The sequence below is a fragment of the Pseudomonas sp. LAMO17WK12:I10 genome, assembly GCF_900215185.1.
GTDB classification, from domain to species: domain Bacteria; phylum Pseudomonadota; class Gammaproteobacteria; order Pseudomonadales; family Pseudomonadaceae; genus Aquipseudomonas; species Aquipseudomonas chlororaphis.
Genome location: NZ_OBDX01000019.1, coordinates 37,793 through 58,269, shown reverse-complemented (window position 1 = coordinate 58,269; position 20,477 = coordinate 37,793). Strand labels below are relative to the sequence as shown.

Annotated in this window: 22 protein-coding genes; 11 read left to right on the top strand and 11 right to left on the bottom strand. The window is 63.2% G+C overall.

The window, feature by feature from the left end:
• Window positions 1-6: 6 nt before the first annotated feature.
• Window positions 7-210 (bottom strand): twin transmembrane helix small protein, encoded by a 204-nt coding sequence (locus tag CRO75_RS20255; protein ID WP_016703917.1) that lies wholly within the window; start codon window positions 208-210, stop codon window positions 7-9.
• Window positions 211-279: 69 nt separating this feature from the next.
• On the opposite strand from CRO75_RS20255, the gene CRO75_RS20250 reads away from it, so the two are divergent.
• Genes CRO75_RS20250 through CRO75_RS20230 form a run of 5 tightly spaced genes read left to right on the top strand, consistent with a single transcriptional unit; the run spans window position 280 to window position 4,188 of the window.
• Window positions 280-1,020 (top strand): SURF1 family protein, encoded by a 741-nt coding sequence (locus tag CRO75_RS20250; RefSeq protein ID WP_097137705.1) that lies wholly within the window; start codon window positions 280-282, stop codon window positions 1,018-1,020.
• Window positions 986-1,579 (top strand): hypothetical protein, encoded by a 594-nt coding sequence (locus CRO75_RS20245; RefSeq protein WP_097137703.1) that lies wholly within the window; start codon window positions 986-988, stop codon window positions 1,577-1,579. Before CRO75_RS20250 ends, CRO75_RS20245 begins: the two co-directional genes overlap by 35 nt.
• A gap of 10 nt (window positions 1,580-1,589) precedes the next feature.
• Complete coding sequence (locus CRO75_RS20240; protein ID WP_097137701.1) at window positions 1,590-2,669, top strand: COX15/CtaA family protein; 1,080 nt, start codon at window positions 1,590-1,592, stop codon at window positions 2,667-2,669.
• Window positions 2,657-3,556 carry a heme o synthase gene (cyoE, locus tag CRO75_RS20235; protein ID WP_097137699.1) on the top strand — a complete coding sequence of 300 codons (900 nt, stop codon included), beginning with the start codon at window positions 2,657-2,659 and terminating at the stop codon, window positions 3,554-3,556. The genes CRO75_RS20240 and cyoE overlap by 13 nt, the downstream gene beginning before the upstream one ends.
• The gene (locus CRO75_RS20230) at window positions 3,553-4,188 is read left to right on the top strand and encodes an SCO family protein (protein ID WP_009041520.1); all 636 of its coding nucleotides are present in this window, start codon (window positions 3,553-3,555) and stop codon (window positions 4,186-4,188) included. The genes cyoE and CRO75_RS20230 overlap by 4 nt, the downstream gene beginning before the upstream one ends.
• Before the next feature lie 189 nt (window positions 4,189-4,377).
• On the opposite strand, the gene CRO75_RS20225 is transcribed toward CRO75_RS20230, so the two are convergent.
• Genes CRO75_RS20225 through CRO75_RS20215 form a run of 3 tightly spaced genes read right to left on the bottom strand, consistent with a single transcriptional unit; the run spans window position 4,378 to window position 6,888 of the window.
• Window positions 4,378-5,151, bottom strand: a complete 774-nt coding sequence (locus CRO75_RS20225) for a MetQ/NlpA family ABC transporter substrate-binding protein (RefSeq protein ID WP_097137697.1) — start codon at window positions 5,149-5,151, stop codon at window positions 4,378-4,380.
• Between the two features lie 55 nt (window positions 5,152-5,206).
• Window positions 5,207-5,881 (bottom strand): methionine ABC transporter permease, encoded by a 675-nt coding sequence (locus CRO75_RS20220; protein ID WP_007924307.1) that lies wholly within the window; start codon window positions 5,879-5,881, stop codon window positions 5,207-5,209.
• The gene (locus tag CRO75_RS20215; RefSeq protein ID WP_007924306.1) at window positions 5,881-6,888 is read right to left on the bottom strand and encodes a methionine ABC transporter ATP-binding protein; all 1,008 of its coding nucleotides are present in this window, start codon (window positions 6,886-6,888) and stop codon (window positions 5,881-5,883) included. Before CRO75_RS20215 ends, CRO75_RS20220 begins: the two co-directional genes overlap by 1 nt.
• A gap of 213 nt (window positions 6,889-7,101) precedes the next feature.
• Between CRO75_RS20215 and katE the strand changes: the two genes are divergently transcribed.
• Window positions 7,102-9,294 carry a catalase HPII gene (gene katE, locus CRO75_RS20210; protein WP_256596234.1) on the top strand — a complete coding sequence of 731 codons (2,193 nt, stop codon included), beginning with the start codon at window positions 7,102-7,104 and terminating at the stop codon, window positions 9,292-9,294.
• Between the two features lie 113 nt (window positions 9,295-9,407).
• On the opposite strand, the gene CRO75_RS20205 is transcribed toward katE, so the two are convergent.
• From CRO75_RS20205 to zur, 4 genes are read right to left on the bottom strand one after another with little or no spacing between them, the layout of a single operon-like run.
• Window positions 9,408-10,121, bottom strand: a complete 714-nt coding sequence (locus CRO75_RS20205) for a PA5502 family lipoprotein (protein WP_097137694.1) — start codon at window positions 10,119-10,121, stop codon at window positions 9,408-9,410.
• Window positions 10,122-10,158: 37 nt separating this feature from the next.
• On the bottom strand, window positions 10,159-10,947 hold the full coding sequence (gene znuB, locus CRO75_RS20200) for a zinc ABC transporter permease subunit ZnuB (protein WP_007924303.1): 789 nt from the start codon (window positions 10,945-10,947) through the stop codon (window positions 10,159-10,161).
• A complete protein-coding gene (gene znuC, locus CRO75_RS20195; protein WP_007924302.1) occupies window positions 10,940-11,725 on the bottom strand; it encodes a zinc ABC transporter ATP-binding protein ZnuC in 786 nt (261 codons plus the stop codon). Before znuC ends, znuB begins: the two co-directional genes overlap by 8 nt.
• Window positions 11,725-12,207 carry a zinc uptake transcriptional repressor Zur gene (gene zur, locus CRO75_RS20190; protein ID WP_007924301.1) on the bottom strand — a complete coding sequence of 161 codons (483 nt, stop codon included), beginning with the start codon at window positions 12,205-12,207 and terminating at the stop codon, window positions 11,725-11,727. The genes znuC and zur overlap by 1 nt, the downstream gene beginning before the upstream one ends.
• 57 nt (window positions 12,208-12,264) lie before the next feature.
• Here zur and CRO75_RS20185 point away from each other — a divergent pair, with 57 nt between their 5' ends.
• The gene (locus tag CRO75_RS20185) at window positions 12,265-13,194 is read left to right on the top strand and encodes a zinc ABC transporter substrate-binding protein ZnuA (RefSeq protein WP_097137692.1); all 930 of its coding nucleotides are present in this window, start codon (window positions 12,265-12,267) and stop codon (window positions 13,192-13,194) included.
• 73 nt (window positions 13,195-13,267) lie between these two features.
• On the opposite strand, the gene CRO75_RS20180 is transcribed toward CRO75_RS20185, so the two are convergent.
• Both CRO75_RS20180 and CRO75_RS20175 read right to left on the bottom strand, forming a co-directional pair.
• Window positions 13,268-14,218 (bottom strand): homoserine kinase, encoded by a 951-nt coding sequence (locus tag CRO75_RS20180; RefSeq protein WP_097137690.1) that lies wholly within the window; start codon window positions 14,216-14,218, stop codon window positions 13,268-13,270.
• Window positions 14,219-14,280: 62 nt separating this feature from the next.
• On the bottom strand, window positions 14,281-14,568 hold the full coding sequence (locus tag CRO75_RS20175) for a DUF2782 domain-containing protein (protein ID WP_007924295.1): 288 nt from the start codon (window positions 14,566-14,568) through the stop codon (window positions 14,281-14,283).
• Window positions 14,569-14,642: 74 nt separating this feature from the next.
• On the opposite strand from CRO75_RS20175, the gene polA reads away from it, so the two are divergent.
• On the top strand, window positions 14,643-17,447 hold the full coding sequence (gene polA, locus CRO75_RS20170) for a DNA polymerase I (RefSeq protein WP_092421582.1): 2,805 nt from the start codon (window positions 14,643-14,645) through the stop codon (window positions 17,445-17,447).
• Window positions 17,448-17,870: 423 nt separating this feature from the next.
• Here the strand turns inward: polA and yihA are convergent, their stop codons facing one another.
• Window positions 17,871-18,512, bottom strand: a complete 642-nt coding sequence (gene yihA / locus CRO75_RS20165; protein ID WP_007924293.1) for a ribosome biogenesis GTP-binding protein YihA/YsxC — start codon at window positions 18,510-18,512, stop codon at window positions 17,871-17,873.
• 191 nt (window positions 18,513-18,703) lie between these two features.
• Here yihA and CRO75_RS20160 point away from each other — a divergent pair, with 191 nt between their 5' ends.
• From CRO75_RS20160 to CRO75_RS20150, 3 genes are all read left to right on the top strand, one after another.
• Window positions 18,704-18,994: a c-type cytochrome gene (locus CRO75_RS20160; RefSeq protein WP_009041528.1), complete on the top strand. Its 291-nt coding sequence runs from the start codon at window positions 18,704-18,706 to the stop codon at window positions 18,992-18,994.
• A 45-nt stretch (window positions 18,995-19,039) separates the two neighbouring features.
• Window positions 19,040-19,645, top strand: coding sequence for a c-type cytochrome (locus CRO75_RS20155; RefSeq protein WP_009041529.1), 606 nt, complete (start codon window positions 19,040-19,042; stop codon window positions 19,643-19,645).
• Window positions 19,646-19,840: 195 nt separating this feature from the next.
• Window positions 19,841-20,470, top strand: a complete 630-nt coding sequence (locus tag CRO75_RS20150) for a thiol:disulfide interchange protein DsbA/DsbL (protein ID WP_009041530.1) — start codon at window positions 19,841-19,843, stop codon at window positions 20,468-20,470.
• The last annotated feature ends 7 nt before the right edge of the window (window positions 20,471-20,477 follow it).

Sequence of the window (20,477 nt, the reverse complement as noted above, 5' to 3'; positions counted from 1 at the left end):
GCGGCGTTACCAGGGCGCGTGCGACACCAACTGGCCGCTGAAGAAGCCCCAGGCGATCAAGCCGACGGTGAGCGCGGCCAGGCACACACGCACGGTCAGCGACCTGACCAGGCGATGGGAGCTGCTGTCGTCCTTGACCAGAAAGAACAAGCCGCTGAACAGGCTGATGAGCGTGGCGATCAGCAACAGGACGATGGCCGCTTTAAGCATGGTGGGCTCCGGGAGAAACGCGATGCGCTTGAGTATAGCCAGTCGATCTCGCCACTTTCGGGCGCTGCCATGAACGGCTTTCGCCCGGGCATGCTGCCGACCCTGGTGGTACTGGCGTTACTGCCGGTGCTGGTGACGCTCGGGTTCTGGCAACTGGGCCGGGGCGAACAGAAACGCGAGCTGCTGGCCAGCTACGCCGAACGGCGCGTGGCTGAGCCTTTGACCCTGGATGAGCTGCAGGCTGCCCCTGACCCGGCGTTCCGTCGGGTGCAGTTACACGGTCGCTTCGATGCGGCCCACAGCCTGCTGCTGGATAACCGTATGCATGAGGGCAAGGTCGGGGTCGAACTGCTGCAACCCTTTCTCGACCAGGCCAGCGGCCAATGGCTGTTGCTCAACCGGGGCTGGCTGCCCTGGCCGGACCGGCGCACGCCACCGGTGTTCAGTACTCCCGAACAACCTCTGGACCTCGACGCCTGGGTCTATGTCGCCCCCGGCGCGACCTTTCAACTGCATGCCGACCCCCTGAATGCCCAGTGGCCGCGGCTGGTGACGACGGTCGATCCGGCCAGGCTCTGGAGCGAGCTGGGACGCAGCGGCTTTGCCTACGAGCTACGCCAGGAGGCTGGCCCGGGCGCCTACCTGACCGAATGGCCGGTAGTGGCCATGGGGCCGGAAAAACACCTGGGCTACGCCGTGCAGTGGTTCGCCATGGCGCTGGCCCTGTGCGCTTTGTACCTCTATCTCGGATGGCATAACGCAAGGGAGAAACACCATGGGAGCGGCCATGAATCCACCCAACATTTCTGAGGCCCAGGTGCCCCACAACCGGCGCCGCGGACGCTGGCAGCTGCTGCTGATCGTGGCCATGGTGATCGGCCCGATGATCCTCGCCACCGGCATGTACAAGTTGCAGTTCTGGGTACCGGAAAGCCGCAGCTACCACGGCGAGCTGATCGGCAACGGCCAGAGCCGCGCCGACATCGGGGTCCAGGCCGACGAGGCGCGCTGGCAGATCCTGGTCACCGCGCCCAGGGACTGCGCCGTGGATTGCCAGCAACTGGTGTACCTGGCGCGGCAGATCCAGATCTCCCTCGGCCGCGACGCCTCCCGGGCCAGCCACGCCCTGGCCGCCGCCCAGCCGCTGGACGCCGACTACCAGGCCAAGCTGCAACGTGAATACCCGCAACTGCAACGCTATCCACTGGACTTGCCGACCTTCACCAAGGGCGCCAGCGACCAGGACGCACCGCTGCTGTGGATCGTCGACCCGCACGGCAATCTGGTCCTGCGCTACGACGCCCGGGTCAAGGGCAAGGACCTGCTCAACGACCTGCGTCATCTGCTGAAACTGTCGAACATCGGATAAGGGCATCGTCATGGCCAAACCTGGATTTCGCCTCGCCTTGTTTGCCACCTTGCTGGCACTGATCGTGGTGCTGCTCGGTGCCTATACCCGGCTGACCCACGCCGGCCTCGGCTGCCCGGACTGGCCGGGTTGCTACGGTTTCATCAGCGTGCCGAAAAGCGACGCCCAGCTGGCCCATGCCGAACTGCATTTTCCCGACACCCCGGTGGAAGCCCACAAGGGCTGGAACGAGATGATCCACCGCTATTTCGCTGGCACCCTGGGCCTGTTGATCGTGCTGCTGGCGGCACGCTCCTGGACCCACCGGCATCATCCCGGGCAGCCGTTGAAGTTGCCGCTGTTCCTGTTGTCGGTGGTGTTCGCCCAGGCCTTGTTCGGCATGTGGACGGTGACCCTCAAGCTGTGGCCGCAAGTCGTCACCGCGCACCTGCTGGGCGGCTTCGCCACCTTGAGCCTGCTGTTTTTACTGACGCTACGCCTGTCCGGGGTACTGCCGGCGCTGATCGTGCCCAGGCGCCTGCAATACTGGGCCACGGCCGGGCTGGTGCTGGTGATCGGGCAGATCGCCCTGGGCGGCTGGGTCAGCTCCAACTACGCGGCGGTGGCCTGCATCGACTTGCCGACCTGTCACGGCCAGTGGTGGCCGGCGGTGGATTTCGCCAATGGCTTTCACCTGACCCAGCACATCGGCCCCAACTACCTGGGCGGGCAGCTCGACAGTGACGCGCGCACGGCCATCCACCTGACCCATCGCATCGGCGCGCTGCTGGTGACCCTGGTGTTGCTCGGCCTGGCCTGGCAACTCAAGCATGTGGGCATGACCCGCCTCGCCGGGCTGGTGCTGGTGGCGCTGGCGGCGCAGATCGCCCTTGGCATCAGCAATGTGCTGTTCCACCTGCCGCTGCCGGTGGCCGTGGCGCACAACGCCGGCGGCGCGGCGCTGCTGCTGACCCTGGTGCTGGTCAATTATCACGCCCGCACCAGCCTGGTCCGCGCCCGCTCGCACCTGCCGCTGGGCTGGCGCCTGAGCCCGCGCAAACACGCTGCCGGGCCCATAACCATTAAAGGAGAGATGCCATGGCGACTCTGATCGGCGAGCGTCACAGCCAGGCGATCTGGCGTGACTACCTGGAGCTGACCAAGCCCAAGGTGGTGGTGCTGATGCTCATCACCTCGCTGGTGGGCATGTTCCTCGCCACCCGCGCCGGGGTGCCGTGGACGGTGCTGGTGTTCGGCAACCTGGGCATTGCCCTGTGCGCCGGCGCGGCGGCAGCGGTGAACCATGTGGTGGACCGGCGGATCGATGCAGTCATGGCGCGCACCCACAAACGGCCGCTGGCCGAAGGCCGGGTGTCGCCGGCGGCGGCGCTGGGTTTCGCCCTGCTGCTGGCCATCGCCGGGCAAGCCTTGCTGCTGGCGTTCACCAACCCGCTGACCGCCTGGCTGACCCTGGCGTCGTTGCTCGGTTATGCGGTGATCTACACCGGCTTCCTCAAGCGGGCGACCCCGCAGAACATCGTGATCGGCGGCCTGGCCGGGGCCGCGCCGCCGCTGTTGGGCTGGGTCGCGGCCACCGGCCATGTGACGGCCGAACCGCTGTTGCTGGTGCTGATTATCTTCGCCTGGACCCCGCCGCACTTCTGGGCGCTGGCCATTCACCGCAAGGAGGAATACGCCAAGGCCGATATCCCGATGCTGCCGGTGACCCATGGCGAGCACTACACCAAGGTGCATATCCTGCTCTACACCTGCGCCTTGCTGGCGGTCAGCCTGCTGCCTTATGCGATCCACATGAGCGGCCTGCTCTACCTGATGTGTGCCCTTGGCCTGGGCGCGCGCTTTCTGCAATGGGCCTGGGTGCTGTACCGTGGCAGTCGGCCGCACGCGGCGATCAACACCTTCAAGTACTCTATTTATTACTTGTTCCTGCTGTTTATCGCGCTGCTCGTAGACCACTACCTATTGTTGAACCTATGACTCGAACTCAGAAAACCGTCTTTATTCTCGTGGCGCTGGTGGCCCTGGTGCTGGGGCTCACCGTCAACAAAGTGCTGACCGGCAAGAACCAGGGGGATCCGACCGCGTTGATCGACGCCGGGATCATCCTGCTGCCCCAGAGCCGCAACCTGCCGGATGTAAAGATGACCGACCAGGAAGGCCAGCCGGTGGTGCTCAATGAGCTCAAGGGCAAATGGAGCCTGCTGTTCTTCGGCTATACCTTCTGCCCGGACATCTGCCCGACCACCCTCGCCCAGCTGCGCCAGATCAAGAGCGAGTTGCCCAAGGAGGCGGTGGATAACCTGCAGGTGGTGCTGGTCAGCGTCGACCCGAACCGCGACACGCCGCAGCAGCTGAAACAGTACCTGGGCTACTTCGACAAGGACTTCAAGGGCCTGACCGCGACCTCGGTGGCGGACGTGCAGAAGCTCGCCAACGCGGTGAGCATTCCGTTCATTCCAGCGGACACCAGCAAGCCCAACTACACCGTCGACCACAGCGGCAACCTGGCGGTGATCGGCCCGGACGGCACCCAGCGCGGCTTCATCCGCGCGCCGCTGAACAACCAGAAACTGGTGGCCCAGCTGCCGGTGATGTTGCAGCGCAAGTAATCCGGGACGCCTGAATCCTGTAGCCGCTGCCGCAGGCTGCGATAAGGTGCGGAGCACCTTCCGAGGCCCTCAAGAGCGCGTCTCCTGCGGAGCCGATCGCAGCCTGCGGCAGCGGCTACAGGGAACCCGGCAGGCAACTGAAACGAAACGGGGCGCCTTGAGGCGCCCCGTTTGTATTTCTGCAATCGATCAGAACGCCGGTACCACGGCGCCTTTGTATTTCTCGAGAATGAATTGCTTCACCTCGGGGCTGTGCAGAGCGGCAACCAGTTTCTTCATGGCGTCCGAGTCCTTGTCGTCAGGACGGGCCACCAGGATGTTCACGTAAGGCGAGTCCTTGCCTTCGATCACCAGGGCGTCCTTGGACGGGTCCAGCTTGGCTTCCAGGGCGTAATTGGTGTTGATCAGCGCCAGGTCGACCTGGGTCAGCACGCGCGGGATGGTCGCGGCTTCCAGCTCACGGAATTTCAGGTCCTTGCTGTTCTCGGTGATGTCTTTGACCGTGGACAGGATGTTGTTGGAATCCTTGAGCTTGATCAGGCCGGCCTTGGCCAGCAGCAGCAAGGCACGGCCGCCGTTGGTGGCGTCGTTGGGGATCACCACGTTGGCGCCGCCCGGCAGTTCTTCGAGCTTCTTGAACTTGTTGGAGTAGGCGCCCAGCGGCTCCAGGTGCACGCCGGCAACGTTTACCAGGTGGGTGCCCTTGGCCTTGTTGAACTCATCCAGGTATGGCTGGTGCTGGAAGAAGTTGGCGTCCAGGCGCTTTTCCGCGACCTGCACGTTCGGCTGGATATAGTCGGTGAAGACCTTGACCTTCAGGTCCACGCCTTCCTTGGCCAGCGCCGGCTTCACGAATTCGAGGATCTCGGCGTGAGGCACCGGGGTGGCGGCCACGGTCAGGGTGTCAGCGGCGTGCGCGGAGAACGCGACAACGGCGGCGAAAGCGACGAGTAGTTTTTTCATCCAGCTAGCTCCTTGTGAGGCGCCCGGTGCCGGACGCCTGCCGGCCAGGGCCGACTTATTTTCGGGAAAAGTGCACCACCAGCTTGTCGCCGACGGTTTGCAGAACTTGAACCAGCACCAGCAACAGCACCACGGTAACCACCATCACATCGGTCTGGAAGCGCTGGTAACCGAAGCGGATCGCCAGGTCGCCGAGACCGCCCGCGCCTACCACGCCCGCCATGGCGGTGTAGGAAACAAGGGTAATCGCTGTCACGGTTATTGCCGCGAAAATACCCGGACGGGCTTCCGGCAGCAGGGCGTTGGTGATGATCTGCCGGGTGGTCGCGCCCATCGATTGGGTGGCCTCGATGATGCCGCGGTCCACTTCGCGCAGGGCGGTCTCCACCAAGCGGGCGAAGAACGGCGTGGCGCCGACCACCAGGGGCGGGATCGCGCCGGCGACACCCAGCGAGGTGCCGGTGATCAGCACGGTGAACGGGATCATCACGATCAGCAGGATGATGAACGGCAGCGAGCGCAGGATGTTCACCAGCAGCGACAGCAGGGCGTAGAGGCTCTTCTGCTCCAGCAACTGGCGCGGGCTGCAGAGGAACAGCAGCACGCCCAGGGGCAGGCCCAGCAGCACGGTGAACAGCAGCGAGCCACCGAGCATCAGCAGGGTGTCGCCGGTGGCCAGCCAGATTTCGTACCAATCGATATTGGCGAAGAAACTTGTCAGCAGTTCCATTAGCGCAGCACCTCCATGTGGACATCCGCCGCGGTGAAGTGGGCGAAGGCCGCCTCCATGTCACCGCCGGTGATAGCCAGGGTCAGTTGCCCGTAAGGGACGTCTTTGATGCGGTCGATACGGCCGGCGAGGATGCTGTAGTCCACCCCGGTTTCGCGGGCCACGGTGCCCAGCAGCGGCGCGTAGGTGGCATCGCCCTGGAAGGTCAGGCGCACAATGCGGCCCGGCACGTGGGCGAAGTCGTCGCGCTGTTCGCTTTCATCGATCTGCTCGTCTTCCTGGACGAAACGCTTGGTGGTCGGGTGCTTGGGATGCAGGAACACCTCGGCCACCGAGCCCTGCTCGACAATCACCCCGGCGTCCATCACCGCCACCTGGTCGCAGACGCGACGGATCACGTCCATCTCATGGGTGATCAGCACGATGGTCAGCTTCAGTTCACGGTTGATCTCGGCCAGCAGTTGCAGGACCGACGCGGTGGTCTGCGGGTCCAGGGCGCTGGTGGCTTCGTCGCACAGCAGGATCTTCGGCTTGGTCGCCAGGGCGCGGGCGATGCCGACGCGCTGTTTCTGCCCGCCGGACAGCTGGGCTGGGTATTTCTTGGCGTGATCGGAAAGACCGACGCGGGCCAGCAACTCGGCCACGCGCTGGTCGATCGCGCTGCGCGACAGCTCGCCGGCCAGGGTCAGCGGCAGCGCGACGTTGTCGGCCACGGTCTTGGAGGCCAGCAGGTTGAAGTGCTGGAAGATCATCCCGACCTGCTGGCGGAAGCGGCGCAGGCCGTTGGCGTCCAGGGCGGTGACTTCCTCGTCGTCGACGACGATCTTGCCGCCACTGGGGTTTTCCAGGCGGTTGATCAGGCGCAGCAGGGTACTTTTGCCCGCGCCGGAATGGCCGATCAGGCCGAATACCTGGCCGTTCTCGACCTTCAGGCTGGTCGGATGCAGGGCGGGAATATCCTTACCGGCGACCCGGTAGGTTTTATGGACGTTTTGAAACTCGATCACGTAGCGAACCTTGTGGGGCGCGTTAGAAAAGGATCAGCGGTTAGCCGGGCGCGCATTTTAGCCTGTCCGTATAGAGGTTCTTAGCATTTATTTTGTATTCATCCTTCGATTTGGCAATAACGCGATCAAAGGTCATAAAAAAGGAACGGCGCCTAACCTCATCAGTCACTCAATAAGCCACTCGAAAAAAGCCAGGTGCCGTGCCTGGCGATTTTGACCGATGAAGCCCCGCCCCGCCGGGGCTTCGCCAACGAGGAGTTTTGCCTGATGAGTAGCAAGAAGCCAAGCGCACCGAAAAGCCAGCTGGCCGGGACCGAGACCCTGGATCGCGGCAACACCAACAGCAAGTTGCAAAGCCTGGAGACCTTCCGCTCCGACGCCACCGAACAGGCGTTGCGCACCAACCAGGGGGTCAAGGTCGCCGATAACCAGAACACCCTGAAGGCCGGCGCCCGTGGGCCCTCGCTGCTGGAAGACTTCATCATGCGGGAGAAGATCACGCACTTCGACCATGAGCGGATTCCGGAGCGTATCGTCCATGCCCGTGGCGTCGGCGCCCATGGTTACTTCCAGGCCTACGAGAATCATTCGGCCCTGACCAAGGCCGGCTTCCTGCGCGATCCGGGGAAGAAGACCCCGGTGTTTGTGCGCTTCTCCACGGTGCAGGGTCCGCGCGGCTCTGGCGACACCGTGCGCGACGTGCGCGGTTTTGCCGTGAAGTTCTTCACCGACGAAGGCAACTTCGACCTGGTGGGCAACAACATGCCGGTGTTCTTCATCCAGGACGCGATCAAGTTTCCCGACTTCGTCCATGCGGTCAAACCCGAGCCGCACAACGAGATCCCTACCGGAGGCTCGGCCCATGACACCTTCTGGGACTTCGTGTCGCTGCAGCCGGAATCGGCGCATATGGTGATCTGGGCCATGTCCGACCGGGCGATTCCGAAAAGCCTGCGCAGCATGCAGGGCTTTGGCGTACACACCTTTCGTTTCATCAATGCCGAAGGCACCTCCAGCTTCGTCAAATTCCACTGGCGGCCGACAGTGGGCACCTGTTCCCTGGTCTGGGACGAGGCGCAAAAGCTGGCGGGCAAGGACACCGACTTCCATCGCCGCGACCTGTGGGAGTCGATCGAGAGCGGCGATTACCCGGAGTGGGAGCTGGGTGTGCAGGTGATCGTCGAGGAAAACGAGCACAAGTTCGATTTCGACATCCTCGACCCGACCAAGTTGATCCCCGAGGAGCTGGTGCCGATCACGCCCCTGGGCAAGATGGTGCTCAACCGCAACCCGGACAACTTCTTCGCCGAGACCGAGCAGGTTGCCTTCTGCCCGGGGCATATCGTGCCGGGCATCGACTTCTCCAACGATCCGCTGCTGCAGGGCCGGCTATTTTCCTACACCGATACGCAGATCAGCCGCCTCGGCGGGCCGAACTTCCATGAGCTGCCGATCAACCGCCCGCTGGCGCCCTTCCACAATGGCCAGCGCGACGCCATGCACCGCACCACCATCGATAAGGGCCGGGCGTCCTACGAGCCCAATTCCATCGATGGCGGCTGGCCGAAAGAGACGCCGCCCGCGGCCGAGGATGGCGGTTTCGAGAGCTACAACGAGCGCATCGACGCACACAAGATCCGCCAGCGCAGCCCGTCCTTCAGCGACCACTTCTCCCAGGCGCGACTGTTCTTCAAGAGCATGAGCACGCATGAGCAGGAACACATCATCGCCGCCTATAGCTTCGAGCTGGGCAAGGTCGAGCGTGAGTGGATCCGCGCGCGGCAGGTCAACGAGATCCTGGCCAATATCGATCTCGAACTGGCCAAGCGGGTCGCGCAGAACCTGGGCTTACCGGTACCCAAGCGCGGTACGGTCGACGTGCCTGAGCTGTCCCTCGATCACTCGCCGGCCCTGAGCCAGGCCAACCTGCTGTCGGGGGATATCAAGACCCGCAAAGTGGCGATCCTGGCGGCGAACGGCGTCGACGGCAAGGCGATCGACGCCTTGAAAAAGGCCCTGCAAGCCGAAGGCGCCCACGCCAGGTTGCTGGGCCCGACCTCGGCGCCCGTGACCACGGCGGACGGCAAGACCCTGCCGGTGGACGCTTCCATGGAAGGACTACCGTCAGTGGCGTTCGACGCGGTGTTCGTGCCGGGTGGCGCCCAGTCGATACAAGCCTTGAGCGGCAATGGCGTGGCCCTGCATTACCTGCTCGAAGCCTACAAGCACCTCAAGGCGATTGCCTTGCAGGGCGAGGCCAAGCAGTTGCTGGATGTGCTCAAGCTGGAAGTGGATGCGGGGTTGATCGTCGGCGGGGATGCCCAGGCGTTGAAGGCGTTCTTCAACGCGATTGCCCATCACCGGGTCTGGGAGCGGGAGCCGAAGGCCAAGGCGATTCCGGCCTGATGCTGCTGACGCTTCTGTAGGAGCACAGCTTGCGTGCGAAAGAGTTTGGCACCGCGTTAGCGTTTATCGCGGGCAAGTCGGATCGCCGCCCGCTCGCTCCTACAGAGGTGGTATTATTGGGGTTTGCGTGGTGTCAGCACCATCTGTGCCGGGATGTGGCGCAGGATCTGCCGCTCGATCTGCAGGTCGAACTCGCCGTCGAGCTTTTTCACCCGCTTGCTCAGCAGGGTCTTCAGCCAGGGGTAGTCTTCGGTGCGTGGCGCCTGGATGCTCACGTCGCACTGGTAATTCACCACATCGGCGGCGATCGCATCGAGTTGCCGACGCAGTTGCTTGATATCGCTGAGGTTCAGCGCAATGGTGCTGCTCTCGGCGGCCGGGTCGATCAGCTTGGCTGGCGGCCGGGCTTCAGCGGCCTTGAGCGCGGCTTCGGCTTTTTCCAGCTCGGCTTTACGGGCCTGGGTGATGGCGCCATCGACGCCACCGGTCAGGGCCGGTGCCTTGGGCATCAGCGCGCGGGCGCGGCTCAGGGCCGTGGCGGCGGCGTTGACATCACCCTTTTGCAACACGATCTGGCTGCGCTGCAGGTAGGCTTCGGCCAGCTGGCGCTGGTATTGCTCGAGCTGCGGGTCGTTGGGCGACTGGGCCTGCAAGGCGCTCAACTGGTCTTCGGCGGTGGCCAGTTCGCTGCTGGCGATATTTTGCTGCAGCTGTGCGATGGCCGTGGCGCGGGCGTCGGGCACTTCAGCCGGCGGCGTGCTCTGGCAGGCGCCCAGCAGCAGGGAAAATGCGACAAGGAGCAGATAACGGGAGGCGAACGGCTTCATTCCTGCGACTCTCTAATTGCGCAAAAAGCGAGCAAGTCTACACCCCTCGACGGGGCAGGACAAAACTCAGCAGAAACAATGCGGCCGCCGTGACCACGATCGACGGCCCTGCGGGGGTGTCCTTGAACCACGACAACGCCAGCCCGCCACAGACCGCGAGTATGCCCAGCAGGCTCGCACCCAGCGCCATCTGCTCCGGGGAGCGGGCGTGACGTTGAGCCGCAGCCGCCGGGATGATCAGCAGCGAAGTGATCAGCAAGACCCCGACTATCTTCATCGCCACCGCGATCACCACCGCGATCAACAGCATCAGCGCCAGGCGCAGCGACGCCACCGGCAAACCTTCGACCCTGGCCAGCTCCTCGTGCACGGTGATCGCCAGCAACGGCCGCCACAGGGCCACCAATAGCAGCAGGACCGCGGCGCTGCCGCCAAGAATCCACGCCAGGTCGCCGGGGCTGATCGCCAGCAGGTCGCCGAACAGATAGGCCATCAGGTCGATCCGCACGTCATGCATGAAGCTTAGTACCACCAGCCCGAGGGAGAGGGTGCTGGGGGCGAGAATCCCCAGCAACGTATCGGAAGCCAGCGGCTGGCGCTGTTGCAGGGTGACCAGCAGCACCGCCAGCAGCAGGCAGCCGACGGTCACCGCCACTGCCGGGCTGACATCCAGCAGAAAGCCCAGGGCCACGCCGAGCAAGGCGGCATGGGACAGGGTGTCGCCGAAATAGGCCATGCGCCGCCAGACCACGAACGATCCCAGGGGACCTGCCACCAGCGCCAGCGCCAGGCCTGCGAGCAGGGCGTACAACAGAAAATCAGCCATGCTTGCAGCTATCTCCGTGAACATGAACGTGGCCGGCCGCGGCCCCGGTGACCACCGAACCGTGCAGGTCGTGGGCGTGGTCGTGATGGTGGTGGTAGATCGCCAGGCTCGGCGCGTTCTGGCCGAACAGCTCGACGAAGGCCGGGTCGCCGCTGACCTGTTCCGGGTGGCCGGAGCAGCACACGTGGCGATTGAGGCAGACCACCTGGTCGGTGGTGCTCATCACCAGGTGCAGGTCGTGGGAGACCATCAGCACGCCGCAACCGTGGCGGTCGCGCAAGCGGGTGATCAGGCTGTACAGCTCGGCCTGGCCGGCGACGTCCACGCCTTGTACCGGCTCGTCCAGTACCAGCAATTCCGGCTCGCGCAGCAGGGCGCGGGCCAGCAGTACACGCTGCATCTCGCCGCCGGAAATGCTCTGCACCGGGCTGTCGATCACCTGTTCGGCGCCGACTTCGTTCAGCGCGGCCAAGGCTGTCGCGCGGTCCACGCCGGGCACCAGGCGCAGGAAGCGCAGCACCGACAGCGGCAATGTCGGATCGACATGCAGCTTCTGCGGCATGTAGCCGACCCGCAGCTTCGGCTTGCGCCAGACGCTGCCGCTGTCGGGCTTGAGCAGGCCGAGCACGGCGCGCACCAGGGTGGTCTTGCCGGCGCCGTTGGGGCCGATCAGGGTGACAATCTGCCCAGGCTCGACACTGAGCTGGATGTTGTCCAGCACGGTCTGCCCGGCAAAGGTCACCGCGACCTGATCGAGGCGGATCAAGGCATTGCTCATCAAGCCCCCTGGCAACCCGAGCAGAGGCCGACCACTTCGACGGTCTGGCCTTCGACAACGAAGCCGACATCGCGCGCGCTGCTGATGATCGCGTCGCTGATGGATTTCTGTTCAAGCTCGATGGCGGCGTGGCAGACGCGGCAGATCAGGAACTGGCCCTGGTGCGCGTGTTCCGGGTGGTTGCAGCCAACGAAGGCGTTGAGCGAGGCGATGCGATGCACCAAGCCGTTTTCCAGGAGGAAGTCCAGGGCGCGGTACACCGTTGGCGGCGCGGCGCGGCGACCGTCCTGTTCGCTGAGCACGGCGAGGATGTCGTAGGCACCCAGCGGCTTGTGGCTTTGCCAGACCAGTTCCAGCACCCGCCGACGCAGGGCGGTCAGGCGCAGGCCTTGGCGGGCGCACAGGGCATCGGCCTCGGACAGTGCGCTGTGTACGCAGTGAGAGTGGTCGTGGGGGCGACTGGCAAGGGGGGTTTTAGGCATGAGCGGCGACGATAATGGTGAGAGACGTTATTATGTTACCCGTTCTTGCCTCTTCGAGTGGTCATCGTGTCCCGACTTTTTGCCCTTTTTGTCGCTTTTACCGCCAGTTTGTTCGTGATCAGCTCGGCCCAGGCCGAGGTCCGGGTCCTGACCAGCATCAAACCCCTGCAATTGATCGCCGCCGCCGTCCAGGACGGCATCGCCGTGCCCGAGGTCCTGCTGCCGCCGGGTGCATCGCCGCACAACTATGCGCTGCGTCCTTCCGACGTGCGCAAGGTGCAGTCGGTGGAGTTGCTGTACTGGATCGGCCCGGACATGGAGAGCTTCCTGCCGCGGGTCCTCAAGGGCCGCACGCTGCCAGCGCTGGCGGTGCAGGACCTGCCAGGCCTGAAACTCCGTCATTTCGCCGAAGATAACCACTCGCATGCTGAAGAGGCCGACGAACATGACCACGATCATCGTCCAGGCAGCCTCGATGCGCACCTGTGGCTGTCGCCGGTCAACGCCCGGGTCATCGCCGACCGCATGGCGGCCGACCTGAGTGCCGCGGACCCGGCCAACGCCGCGCGTTACCAGAGCAACGCCAAGGCCTTCGACCAGCGCCTGGATGCCCTGGACGCCCGTTTGAAAGCCCGCCTGGCGCCAATCGCTGGCAAGCCTTATTTCGTCTTCCACGAAGCCTTCGATTATTTCGAAGATGCTTATGGCCTCAAGCATGCGGGTGTGTTCAGCGTGGCGGCCGAGGTGCAGCCAGGCGCGCAGCACGTAGCGGCGATGCGCATGCGCTTGCAGGAAGTTGGCAAGACCTGTGTGTTCAGCGAGCCGCCATTGCGTCCACGCCTGGCTGAAACCCTGGTGGCGGGCTTGCCGGTGAAGCTGGCGGAGCTCGATGCGCTGGGCGGCTACACCCCGGCCACCGCGCAGGGGTACGAGCAGGTGCTGGAGAAGCTGGGCAACGATCTGGCGGGTTGCCTGGAATCGCTGTAAAGACTGCTGGCGCTATTGCGGGCAAGCCGCGCTCCTACAAGAGATCGTAGGGGCGGGCTTGCCCGCGATGCTTTCAGATGGCGAACGGCAATGGCGTGCTGACCTGCTGGCGCTGGGCCAGGCGCAGCTGGAACTCCATCGGATCGTGAATCAGCACGTCCTGTCCGGCGAAGGACTCGGCGGCGATCAGGCGTGACAGCCAGAAGCGCACGCAGGCCACCCGCAACAGGGTTGGCCACAGCTCGGCCTCGGCGGTGCTGAACGGACGCAGGGCCGCGTAGGCGCCCAGCAGGGCCCGGGCGCGCGAGCCGTCGAGCAGGCCGTCGGCGTCGGAACACCAGTCGTTCAGGGCAATCGCCACGTCATACAGCATCGGCCCGGAGCAGGCGTTATAGAAGTCGATCAGCCCGGTCAGGTGCGTGCCTTCGAACATCGCGTTGTCGCGGAACAGGTCGGCGTGGATGTTGGCCCGAGGCAGCGCGAGGATCTTCACCTTCTGCTCGGCGATTTCATCCAGGGCTCGCTGCAGCAGATCCCGTGCCTGCGGATCGAGATGGGACAGCATCTGCGAGCCTTCTTCCTGCATCCAGTCCAGGCCACGATCGGTCTTGCGCTTGATCATGTTGTCCTTGGTCGCCAGGTGCAGATGAGCGAGCAGCTCGCCGACCTGCGCGCAATGCTGGGCATTGGCTTCCTTGATGTGCTTGCCGGCCAGGCGCGGCTGCAGCAGCGCCGGCTTGCCGGCCAGCTCGCGCAGGGCCACGCCGTCGGTGGTGCGCAGGGCGTAAGGCACCGGCAGGTCGGCGTCGTGCAGCACGTCCAGCAGTTCGATGAAGAACGGCATTTCCTGGACCGGACCGCGCTCGACCAGGGTCAGGACGAACTCGCCCTGTTCCAGGCTGATGAAGAAGTTGGTGTTTTCGCTACCAGCGGCAATCCCCTGGAAGTCAAGCAGACGGCCGAGCCCGTAAGGGGCGAGAAAGGTTTCCAGCTCGGGCCGAGCCAGGGGAGTAAACACAGACATGGTTAAAAACTGCCAGTACGGGCGCCGCTGTCGAGCCAGCGCCGGTTGAAGTTAGGAGTGGTTTACCACTCGAAAATTTTCCACGCCGGAATCAGCATATCCGGCTGGTCAGAACGAATGAAGTTGCCATCGGAACCGTCGGCGCGCACCAGAAAGTAGGGTTTGCCGACCTTCGGTGTGACCTTGATGGCGTACAGGAAACCGTTCTGGCGGTACTCCTGGATGGTCTTGTCGCCTTCCGTGCGAATGGTTACTTCCGGATCCGCCGATGGCGCATCCTCCGCCGCAATCACGGCCATCGGCGCGATTGCAATCAGGCTGGCCAGCAGCAAGCGATTTAGTGTGCGCATGATAACCTTGTCCCTTTGTCGTCAACGGTCCCGCTATTCTAGCGCCGGACCCGCCGAAAAGGTTGATCCTGCTCATGAGCCAAGCCCCCCTCGTCCTGGTGGACGGTTCGTCCTACCTGTACCGCGCCTTCCACGCGCTGCCCCCGCTGACCACTTCCAAAGGCATGCCGACCGGTGCGGTCAAGGGCGTGCTGAACATGCTCAAGAGTCTGCGCAAGCAGTACCCGGACAGCCCGTTCGCCGTGGTGTTCGACGCCAAGGGCGGGACCTTCCGCGATGACATGTACGCCGAGTACAAGGCCAATCGCCCGAGCATGCCCGACGACATGCGGGTGCAGATCGAACCGCTGCACGCCAGCGTGATCGCCCTGGGCTTTCCGCTGCTGTGCGTCGAGGGCGTCGAGGCGGACGACGTGATCGGCACCCTGGCCCGCAGCAGCGCGGCGGCCGACCGGCCGGTGGTGATCTCCACCGGCGACAAGGACATGGCGCAACTGGTGGACGGGCACATTACGCTGGTCAACACCATGTCCGGTAGCAGCATGGACGTGGAGGGCGTGAAGGAGAAATTCGGCGTCGCTCCCGAGCAGATCATCGATTACCTGGCGCTGATGGGCGACTCCTCCGACAACATCCCGGGTGTGCCGGGCATCGGCCCGAAGACTGCTTCCGGCCTGCTGGTGGGGGTCAACGGTGGCCTGAACGAGCTGTATGCACAGCTCGATATCGTCCCGAGCCTGCCGATTCGTGGGGCCAAGACCCTGCCGGCCAAGCTCGAAGAGCACAAAGAGATGGCTTTCCTCTCCTATCAGCTGGCGACGATCAAGGTCGATGTGCCGCTGGATATCGGCCTGGACGACCTGCACCTGGGCGAACCGGACCGCGACAAACTGGTCGAGCTGTACAGCCTGCTGGAGTTCAAGAGCTGGCTCGACGAGCTGCAGCGCGATGCCAAGCGCCTGGAGCTGAGTGTTGCCGCCTCCGAGCCGGTGGCCGACTTGTTGACTCAGGTCGAGGTCGAGATCGAAGTGCCGGTGGTTGTCGAAGCCCAGTACGAAACCATCCTCGATCAGGCGCGCTTCGATGTCTGGCTGGAAAAACTGAAGAACGCCAAGCTGTTCGCCTTCGATACCGAAACCACCGGCATCGACGCCCAGCAGGCGCAGCTCGTGGGGCTGTCCTTCGCCGTGCAGGCCAACGAAGCGGCTTATATTCCGCTGACTCACTCCTACCTCGACGTGCCGGAGCAGCTGGATCGCGACACCGTCCTGCGCGCCCTGAAGCCGATTCTCGAAGACCCGAACAAACTCAAGGTCGGCCAGCACGCCAAGTTCGACATGAATATCCTGGCCAACTGCGCCATCGGCGGCGATCAGGCCAACGGCATCACGGTGCGCGGTGTCGCCTTCGACACCATGCTCGAGTCCTATGTGCTCAATTCCACGGCTACCCGGCACGACATGGACAGCCTGGCGGAGAAATACCTGGGCCATACCACCGTGAGCTTCCAGGACATCGCCGGCAAGGGCGCCAAGCAGCTGACCTTCGACCAGATTGCTCTTGAGCAGGCCGGGCCTTACGCGGCGGAAGACGCCGATGTGACCCTGCGCCTGCATCAGGTCTTGCATGAAAAACTGGCCGCGATCCCGAGCCTGGCCAGCGTGCTCAGCGATATCGAAATGCCCGTGGTGCCGGTGCTAGCGCGGATCGAGCGCCAGGGTGCCTTGGTGGACGCCGACCTGCTGGGCGTGCAGAGCATCGAGCTGGGCGACAAGATGGTGGCGCTGGAGCGTGAAGCCTTCGAGATCGCTGGCGAAGAATTCAACCTGGGTTCGCCCAAGCAACTGGGAGTCATCCTCTACGACAAGCTCGGCCTGCCGGTGCTGAAGAAGACTGCCAAAGGCCAGCCGTCCACCGCTGAAGAAGTGCTGGCCAAGCTGGCCGAGGACGACTACCCGCTGCCCAAGGTGCTGATGCAATACCGCTCCATGAGCAAGCTCAAGAGCACCTACACCGACCGTCTGCCGGAGCAGATCAACCCGCGTACCGGGCGGATCCACACCTCCTACCATCAGGCAGTCGCGTCTACCGGGCGTTTGTCTTCCAGCGATCCGAACCTGCAGAACATCCCGGTGCGTACCGCCGAGGGCCGGCGCATTCGCCAGGCCTTCATCGCGCCGCCTGGCTACAAGCTGCTGGCGGCGGACTATTCCCAGATCGAGCTGCGGATCATGGCGCACCTGTCCCGCGACGAAGGGCTGATGAATGCCTTCCGCAACAACCTCGACGTGCACACGGCCACTGCGGCCGAAGTGTTCAAGGTCGAACTCAAGGACGTCAGTTCCGATCAGCGCCGCAGTGCCAAGGCGATCAACTTCGGCCTGATCTATGGCATGGGTGCGCAGAAGCTCGGCAAGGACATCGGCGTCGATACCAAGACTGCCAAGGCCTACATCGACACCTACTTCGCCCGCTACCCCGGCGTGCGCGAATACATGGACCGCACCCGCGCCCAGGCCGCGGAACAGGGTTATGTGGAAACCCTGTTCGGCCGCCGCCTGTACCTGCCGGAGATCAACTCCAACAAGCCGCAGGAGCGCGCCGGTGCCGAACGTACGGCGATCAACGCACCGATGCAGGGCACGGCGGCCGACATCATCAAGAAGGCCATGGTGGCGGTAGACAACTGGCTGACGGCCTCAGGCCTGGATGCCAAGGTCATCCTGCAAGTGCACGACGAACTGGTGCTGGAAGTGCGCGAAGACCTGGTGGACAAGGTGAGCGAGGAGATTCGCGGCTACATGAGCAATGCCGCGACCCTGGATGTGCCGCTGCTGGTCGAAGTCGGGGTGGGCAGCAACTGGGATGAGGCGCACTGAGGCGAGAAGGCAGTACTTTGGCCGCGGCACAGTGCCGCGGCGAAGGCTAGCGAAGAGCTATTAGTGCGGAAAATTTCATCGACTATTGCCAATAGTTTTTGAAACCTCCCGGAACTTAATCCGTGAAAGCCCACTCAGAGTAACTGAATGGCTGGTGAAGCCCTTCGATGCTCCTATGTTGTGTTAAGTGTTGGCAGATATCTGGACCCCGCCCTAGCGGTCCGGAACTTGGACCCCGAACTTCCCCTCCCCATACGAAGTCCGGGGTTTTTTTTGCCCCAAAACTGCCTGTGGCGCGATCATGCTGCGTTAAAAACTGGCGGGAAATGCTCATTTAGGCCCCTAAAGTCGAATGCGACCCCAGCCGTTCCCGCCAGTTTTTGCCTTGCCTGATCACACCACAGGCAGTTTTGCGTATGTCTTTCAGGCCTCGGTTTCTGCGCCTTTGTCCGCCAGTTCCATCCAGCCCGCCAGTACAGTGTAGGCCTCTTCCAGGCCCATGCGTTTTGGTGCCGAGAACAGTTGGATGGTGACGTTATCGCCCCAGCCCTTACGGATTTGCGACTGCACCTTGAGCAGGGTGTTCTTGGCCGCGCCGTAGGTCAGTTTGTCGGCCTTGGTCAGCAGGATGTGCATCGGCATGCCGCTGGCGACGGCCCAGTCGAGCATCAGCAGGTCGAAGTCGGTCATCGGATGGCGGATGTCCATCATCAGAATCAACCCTTTCAGGCTCTCGCGGCTGCCCAGGTAGGCTTCCAGGTGACGCTGCCAGTGCTGCTTGAGCGGGATCGGTACTTTCGCGTAACCGTAACCCGGCAGGTCGACCAGACGGCGATCGTCGTCTAGCTTGAAGAAGTTCAACAGCTGCGTACGGCCCGGAGTTTTCGAGGTGCGTGCCAGGCTGGCATGGGTCAGGGTATTCAGGGCGCTGGATTTGCCGGCGTTGGAACGCCCGGCGAAGGCCACTTCGAAGCCTTCGTCGTCGGGGCATTGATCGACTTTGGCGGCGCTGAGCATGAAAGTGGACTGTTGGCACAGACCAAGAATGGGATTTTTGAGTTGCATGGGATTTCCGATAGGGGCGGTGCCGAGAATGGACGCGGCGAGCGGTGTCGTTTCCGTTTCAGTAGCGCCAGTATATAATGCCGCAGATTTTGTGTGCGCTTTGTCCCAGCGTAGGATGAAGTTCACGAGAGCGATAGACCTTGATTGCGCATTAGAACGCAGCACGCTCTCAACCCTGAAAAGGTCGTTTTATGACGAAATGGCTGCTGGCTGCCGGCGTCCTGATACCGCTTTACAGCGCTCAGGCTACACAGGATCCGGAAGCTGTGTACAACCGTGTTTGTGGGGCTTGTCATTCCGGCCAACTACCAACGGCTCCCCGCAAGGGGGACCAGGGAGCTTGGGCGCCGAGGCTGGCGCAAGGTATGGAGACGCTGGTGCAACACGTGACCCAGGGTTTCAAGGCGATGCCGCCGCGTGGTTTGTGCATGGACTGCAGTGCCGAGGATTACCGAGCCATCATCCTTTGGATGAGCGAGTGATCCCGGTCCATAACTCTTAACCCTTAGCCGTAGTTGGATTAGCTGATGAACAAATTACTCGTGAGTCTGCTGTTGACCTTGGGCATCACAGGTGTCGCCCATGCTGCAGGCGACGCTGCTGCCGGTCAGGCGAAAGCCGCTGTATGTGGCGCTTGCCATGGTCCGGATGGGAACAGCATGGCGCCTAACTTTCCAAAGCTGGCGGGTCAGGGTGAGCGTTACCTGAACAAGCAGTTGCACGACATCAAGTCCGGCAAGCGCCAGGTGTTGGAAATGACCGGCCTGCTGACCAACCTGAGCGACCAGGACCTGGCCGACCTCTCCGCCTACTTCGCCAGCCAGAAAGGCAGCGTCGGCGCGGCAGACCCGAAAGTCGTGGCTCGCGGTGAAGAGTTGTTCCGTGGCGGCAAGCTGGATCAAGGCATGCCTTCCTGCACCGGTTGCCACTCGCCAAATGGCACGGGTAACGCCGCTGCCGGCTTCCCGCACCTGGGTGGCCAGCATGCTCAGTACGTAGCCAAGCAGTTGACCGACTTCCGCGAAGGCAACCGCACCAACGACGGCGACACCATGATCATGCGCAGCATCGCCGCCAAGCTGAGCAACAAGGACATCGAAGCGGTATCCAGCTACATCCAGGGCCTGCACTGAGGCCGGCGATCATGTTGCGAAAGGGTCTATCTTGCGCAACGTTAATGATCGATTAATCTGTCGATGAAAGCATAAAGGGTGGCTCAGGCCGCCCTTTTTTATGGCGTCTGCCGCTACACTAGCGAACTCAAGCCCTGCCATGACCTGTCTGCGAACAGGCCGCGCGAGGCGACCTTACTTGTTCAGGAGTAAAGCATGCGTAATCTGATTCTCAGCGCCGCTCTCGTCACCGCCAGCCTGTTTGGCATGACTGCTCAAGCCGCCGAGCCCCTTGAAGCCGGTAAACAATATGTAGAGCTGAGCAGCGCCGTTCCGGTTGCGGTGCCTGGCAAGATCGAAGTGGTCGAGCTGTTCTGGTATGGCTGCCCGCACTGCTACGCCTTCGAGCCGACCATCAACCCATGGGCTGAAAAACTGCCGGCCGACGTCAACTTCGTGCGCATCCCTGCCATGTTCGGCGGTATCTGGAACGTCCACGGCCAACTGTTCATCACCCTGGAAGCCATGGGTGTCGAGCACAAGGTCCACAAAGCGGTATTCGAAGCCATCCATGGCGGCAAGAAACTCGCATCCCCAGAGGAAATGGCCGAGTTCCTGGCCGGCGAAGGCGTCGACAAGGACAAATTCCTGAGCACCTACAATTCGTTCGCCGTCAAAGGCAAGGTCGAGGACGCGAAGAAGAAGGCCCAGGCCTATCAGATCTCTGGCGTACCGACCATGGTCGTCAACGGCAAGTACCGCTTCGACCTGGGCACCGCCGGTGGCCCTGAAGGTGCCCTGAGCGTCGCCGACCAGCTGATCGCCAAAGAGCGGGCGGCCAAGTAAGCGAGCC

Bases quoted from the DNA above. Each gene is read 5' to 3' on its own strand.
- zur (WP_007924301.1), bottom strand. From the start codon at position 12,207: ATGCCTAAAACCCCCCTTGCCAGTCGCCCCCACGACCACTCTCACTGC.
- yihA (WP_007924293.1), bottom strand. From the start codon at position 18,512: ATGCAACTCAAAAATCCCATTCTTGGTCTGTGCCAACAGTCCACTTTC.
- CRO75_RS20175 (WP_007924295.1), bottom strand. From the start codon at position 14,568: ATGCGCACACTAAATCGCTTGCTGCTGGCCAGCCTGATTGCAATCGCG.
- CRO75_RS20160 (WP_009041528.1), top strand. From the start codon at position 18,704: ATGACGAAATGGCTGCTGGCTGCCGGCGTCCTGATACCGCTTTACAGC.
- CRO75_RS20205 (WP_097137694.1), bottom strand. From the start codon at position 10,121: ATGAAGCCGTTCGCCTCCCGTTATCTGCTCCTTGTCGCATTTTCCCTG.
- CRO75_RS20180 (WP_097137690.1), bottom strand. From the start codon at position 14,218: ATGTCTGTGTTTACTCCCCTGGCTCGGCCCGAGCTGGAAACCTTTCTC.
- CRO75_RS20240 (WP_097137701.1), top strand. From the start codon at position 1,590: ATGGCCAAACCTGGATTTCGCCTCGCCTTGTTTGCCACCTTGCTGGCA.
- znuC (WP_007924302.1), bottom strand. From the start codon at position 11,725: ATGAGCAATGCCTTGATCCGCCTCGATCAGGTCGCGGTGACCTTTGCC.
- CRO75_RS20225 (WP_097137697.1), bottom strand. From the start codon at position 5,151: ATGAAAAAACTACTCGTCGCTTTCGCCGCCGTTGTCGCGTTCTCCGCG.
- CRO75_RS20245 (WP_097137703.1), top strand. From the start codon at position 986: ATGGGAGCGGCCATGAATCCACCCAACATTTCTGAGGCCCAGGTGCCC.
- znuB (WP_007924303.1), bottom strand. From the start codon at position 10,947: ATGGCTGATTTTCTGTTGTACGCCCTGCTCGCAGGCCTGGCGCTGGCG.
- CRO75_RS20220 (WP_007924307.1), bottom strand. From the start codon at position 5,881: ATGGAACTGCTGACAAGTTTCTTCGCCAATATCGATTGGTACGAAATC.
- CRO75_RS20230 (WP_009041520.1), top strand. From the start codon at position 3,553: ATGACTCGAACTCAGAAAACCGTCTTTATTCTCGTGGCGCTGGTGGCC.
- CRO75_RS20250 (WP_097137705.1), top strand. From the start codon at position 280: ATGAACGGCTTTCGCCCGGGCATGCTGCCGACCCTGGTGGTACTGGCG.
- CRO75_RS20150 (WP_009041530.1), top strand. From the start codon at position 19,841: ATGCGTAATCTGATTCTCAGCGCCGCTCTCGTCACCGCCAGCCTGTTT.
- CRO75_RS20255 (WP_016703917.1), bottom strand. From the start codon at position 210: ATGCTTAAAGCGGCCATCGTCCTGTTGCTGATCGCCACGCTCATCAGC.
- cyoE (WP_097137699.1), top strand. From the start codon at position 2,657: ATGGCGACTCTGATCGGCGAGCGTCACAGCCAGGCGATCTGGCGTGAC.
- CRO75_RS20155 (WP_009041529.1), top strand. From the start codon at position 19,040: ATGAACAAATTACTCGTGAGTCTGCTGTTGACCTTGGGCATCACAGGT.
- polA (WP_092421582.1), top strand. From the start codon at position 14,643: ATGAGCCAAGCCCCCCTCGTCCTGGTGGACGGTTCGTCCTACCTGTAC.